The sequence below is a fragment of the Microbacterium sp. 13-71-7 genome (assembly GCF_002257455.1).
Lineage (GTDB): Bacteria > Actinomycetota > Actinomycetes > Actinomycetales > Microbacteriaceae > Microbacterium.
On the sequence record NZ_NCKN01000295.1, the window covers coordinates 1 to 4,292 of the forward strand.

The 4,292-nt window shown below is 72.1% G+C and carries 2 protein-coding genes and 1 pseudogene; 1 reads left to right on the top strand and 2 read right to left on the bottom strand.

Going from position 1 to position 4,292, the window contains the following annotated elements; translation table 11 throughout:
* Together B7X32_RS18970 and B7X32_RS18975 are read right to left on the bottom strand one after the other, a co-directional pair.
* Positions 1 to 512 (bottom strand): annotated as a pseudogene (locus B7X32_RS18970) (hypothetical protein); the annotation flags it as partial.
* Positions 509 to 1,675, bottom strand: a complete 1,167-nt coding sequence (locus tag B7X32_RS18975) for a M20/M25/M40 family metallo-hydrolase (protein WP_292723275.1) — start codon at positions 1,673 to 1,675, stop codon at positions 509 to 511. The pseudogene B7X32_RS18970 and the gene B7X32_RS18975, both read right to left, overlap by 4 nt.
* 656 nt (positions 1,676 to 2,331) lie before the next feature.
* Between B7X32_RS18975 and B7X32_RS18980 the strand changes: the two genes are divergently transcribed.
* On the top strand, positions 2,332 to 4,236 hold the full coding sequence (locus tag B7X32_RS18980; RefSeq protein ID WP_292723278.1) for an ABC transporter ATP-binding protein: 1,905 nt from the start codon (positions 2,332 to 2,334) through the stop codon (positions 4,234 to 4,236).
* Positions 4,237 to 4,292: the final 56 nt, after the last annotated feature.

Here is a 4,292-nt window from a genome sequence, read left to right on the forward strand (position 1 = left end):
GGCAGATACGTGCCGACCGAGGCGGCGAGCTTGCCGAGGTTGAAGTGCGCGTTGCGGCGGATGAGCGGATCGTAGGTCCAGGTGATCGTGTCGACGTCGCGATGCAGGGCCCAGGCGCGCTGGTGCAGCTTGAGGGCGAAGCCGAGGTGGCGTCCGCGCGCGCGGGGGATCGTCCCGGCGATGTGGCTGTGCAGGGTGCGTGCGGCGGGCGGGCCGAAGAAGCCGAAGCAGGCGCCGACGAGCTCCTGCCCCTCCGTGGCGTCGTCGAAGGCGCCGGCGACGTAGTTCCCCGCCTGCACGAGGGCACGGAGCATGTCGGCGGTGACCGGAGGGTTCGTCGCGCCCGTGTCCCAGATGCCCTCGTACAGGGCGCGCACGGCGGCGAGCTCGCGCACGTCGTCGAGCAGCCGGATGCCGACTCGCGACGCCGCCTCGGCGGCCGCGGCCGCCCGGTCTGCGCCCTCGGCCGCATCGTCCTGCTGGTCCACGACCGCGGAGGAGATCGCCCTCATCGTGCGGAAGCCGTCGTCGGAGCGGGCGCGGTCATCGTGCCGGCCATCGGATCCGGTCGGCCGAGCGGCGCGGAGCGGATGTCCTCGATGAGGCCGGCGAGCAGCCGCGCCCGCGGCTCCAGCTCGGCGATCAGGACGTGCTCGTGCGCGGCGTGCGCGCCGCCGCCGACCGCGCCGAGGCCGTCGAGCGTCGGGGTGCCGACGCCCGCGGTGAAGTTGCCGTCCGAGGCCCCGCCGACGCTGATGCCGGTGAGCGGGGCCAGCGCGAGCCGGTCCGCGACCCGCTGCGCCCGCCGGAAGAGCTCGGCGGAGGAGTCCGCGGCGAGCGGGGAGCGGTTGATCCCGCCGTCGACCACGACGCGGGCGCCGTCGATCCGCGGGACGAGTCCGAGCATCCCGGCGTGCACGCGGTCCTGCTCCGCCGCGGAGAGCGCTCGCACGTCGACCGAGAACGAGCCCTGCGCAGGGACCGTGTTCGTCGTCGTGCCGGAGGTGGTGCGCGTCGGGGTGACGGTGGTGCCGGCGCCGGCGTCACCGAGCAGCGCCACGGCCTGGACCTGATGCGCGAGCTCGAGGGTCGCGTTCACGCCCTGCTCGGGGTCGAGTCCGGCGTGCGACGCGCGCCCGTGCACGGCGATCTCGTAGCGCGAGACGCCCTTGCGGGCGATCTTGAGCGCGCCTTCGGGGCCTGCGGCCTCGAGCACGAGGGCGGCGACCGAGGCGCGCGCCTCGTCCTCGATGAGCGCCCTCGAGGTCGTCGAGCCCGGCTCCTCGTCTCCCGTCACGAGCAGCGTGATCCCGGCGAGGTCGGTCAGCCTCGCGAGGGCGTGGAACGCGATGACGAGCCCGGCCTTCATGTCGAAGCATCCTGGACCGGTCAGCGCCTCCTGGTCGGCGCGGGCCGGCAGCTCCTCGAGCGAGCCGACGGGCCAGACGGTGTCGTGGTGGCCGAGCACGAGGATCCGCGGCTCGCCGGGGAAGCGCCAGCGCAGGTGGGTGCGGCCGTCGATCACGATCCGCTCCGGCGCCGCGCCCAGGCGGGTCGCGCCGAGCTCGGCCACGGCGTCGGCGCTGCGGGCGACGGCGGCGAGGTCGTCGGACGGCGACTCGCAGCGGACGAGGCGCAGGATCTCCGCGACCATCGTCTCGACGGGTTCCGGCATAGCGGCTCCTTAGGAATCGGATCGTCCTCCCATCCTGCTGAGGCCGGTCCCGCGGCCGACTGTCCGCTCCACCGAAACCCGATGCCCCGGTTGATCCGATTCGACGATCGCGAGGGGATCCGCCCGCCCGTCATCTCGTCGACGCCCCCTCGCGCGATCCACGCCCCCTCCTACGCGCGGTCGCCAGAGGGGGCGCCGGTGCGCAGAGGGGGCGTCGACGTGCCGGCGGAGAGCCGGATCGGGCGGAGGGCCAGAGCCGGGGGAGAGCCGAATCCGGCGGATCGGGAATGACGCGGGGACGGTGCGCGCTGTGTCCAGCACCGGGGAATCGCCCAGGCGTGGGAGCCCAGGCCGGTGTCACGAGGAACGTGAGATCGGTTTCGGGAAAACGCTTGCGTTCAGGCGGTTCATAAACATAGGCTGGACGGCTGTCGCGTCAACCGACCCGGCGGCCGTCGAACCGAGGAGGACACCATGCCCACGATCAACACTGCGTCGTCGATCAGCGCTGTCGCCGGTTCGCCCCTCGTCCCGGCCGAGGACTGACCGCTCCGGTCCTCCTCGGCCGCCACCGGCCGCTCATCGCACGGATGCATCGCATCCGCTCTTTTTCGTCCCCTGCCATCCCCTGATGCGATACGTCACTGCTGAGAATCATGCCTAAAGAATCCTCGTCATCGTCCACCGTCCCCCTCTCCACGCCGCGGGCGCTCGCGCGGCTGGCTCCCTTCGTGAAGCCGGTCGCCTGGCGCCTGATCGGCGGCGGGCTCTCCGCGCTCGCCGCGGCCGTGATCGCGCTGTGCGTGCCGCTGCTGCTGCAGGTCGTGCTGGAAGGCCCCATCGCCACCGGCGAGATCGGCGCCATCATCTGGGGCGCCGTCGCCGTGACCGTGCTCGCCCTCGGCGAGGCGCTCATGGTGTGGCTGCGCCGGCAGTTCGTGCTCAACCCGGCCACGCAGGTGGAGTACCGGATGCGCACGCAGCTGTACTCGAGCCTGCAGCGCCTGCCTGTCGCGTTCCACGACCGCTGGCAGTCGGGCCAGCTGCTCAGCCGCATGATGCAGGACATCGGCCTCATCCGCCGGTGGCTCGCGTTCGGTCTCGTGCTGCTGGTCGTCAACCTGCTCACCATCGTGATCGGCGCGGCGCTGCTGTTCCGCTGGCACTGGCTGCTCGGCACGATCTTCCTCATCACCGCGGTGCCGCTGTGGATCTCGGGCTTCCTGTTCGAGAAGCGCTACGGCGTGCTCACCCGCCGCAGCCAGGACCAGGCCGGCGATCTCGCCACGAGCGTCGAGGAGAGCGTGCACGGCATCCGCGTGCTCAAGGCGTTCGGACGCGGCAAGCACGCGCTCGTGAAGTTCGCGCGCCAGGCCGAGTCCCTGCGCGAGACCGAGCTGAGCAAGGCCCGCTCCGTCGGCTGGATCTGGTTCTGGCTCGTGCTCATGCCCGAGATCGCGTTCGCGCTCAACCTCGTCGCCGGAATCTGGCTGATCGCGCAGGGTGCGCTCAGCGCGCCCGAGCTGTTCGCCTACTTCGCGATGGCGACCGTGCTGCGCTGGCCGATCGAGTCGATCGGCTTCCTGTTCTCGTTCATGCTCGACGCGCGCACGGCCACCGACCGCGTGTTCGAGATCTACGACGAGCAGAACACGATCACGGATCCGGAGCGCCCGGTCAGCATCGCGGCCCCCCGCGGCGAGCTCGCATTCGAGGGCGCCCGCTTCCGCTACCAGGACGCCCGCCCGCACGAGCGCGACCTGCTCGACGGCATCGACCTCGTGCTGCGCCCCGGCGAGACCATGGCGCTGGTCGGCATCACCGGGTCAGGCAAGACCACGCTCACGACCCTCCCGACGCGCCTTTACGACGTGACCGGCGGGCGGGTGACGCTTGACGGCGTCGACGTGCGCGACCTGACCCTGGCCGAGCTGCGCACGCACATCGCGATGGCGTTCGAGGACGCGACGCTGTTCTCGGCCACCGTGCGCGAGAACGTGCTGCTGGGCCGTGCGGATCTGGACGTCCACAGCGCCGAGGCGGAGCAGGTGCTCCGCGAGGCGCTCGACGTCGCCCAGGCCGGGTTCGTCGACACGCTCCCCGAGGGCGTCGAGACGATGATCGGCGAGGAGGGGCTGAGCCTGTCCGGTGGACAGCGTCAGCGGCTCGCGCTCGCGCGCGCCGTGGCGGCCAAGCCCAAGGTGCTCGTGCTGGACGACCCGCTGTCGGCGCTCGACGTCGACACCGAGGCGCTCGTGGAGGAGGCGCTGCGCCACGTGCTCGCCGAGACCACGGCGCTCATCGTCGCGCACCGCCCGTCGACCGTGGCGCTCGCCGACCGTGTGGCGCTGCTGCAGAACGGGAAGGTGACGGCCGTGGGTGCGCACTCGGAGCTGCTGCGCACGAGCGCGCACTACCGGCACGTGATCTCGAGCCTCGAGGCCGAGGAGGCCGCGCGCACGGGCGCGATCCCTGTGGTCGCCGACGCGGCCCAAGGAACACCGTCGCCCGACGGCGCGGCGGACGATACCCACGCCGAGAACGAGGAGGTGCAGGCATGAGCGTCATCGGAACCCAGGACGAGGACCGCTCCGACCTCACGCACGAGGAGAGCAGG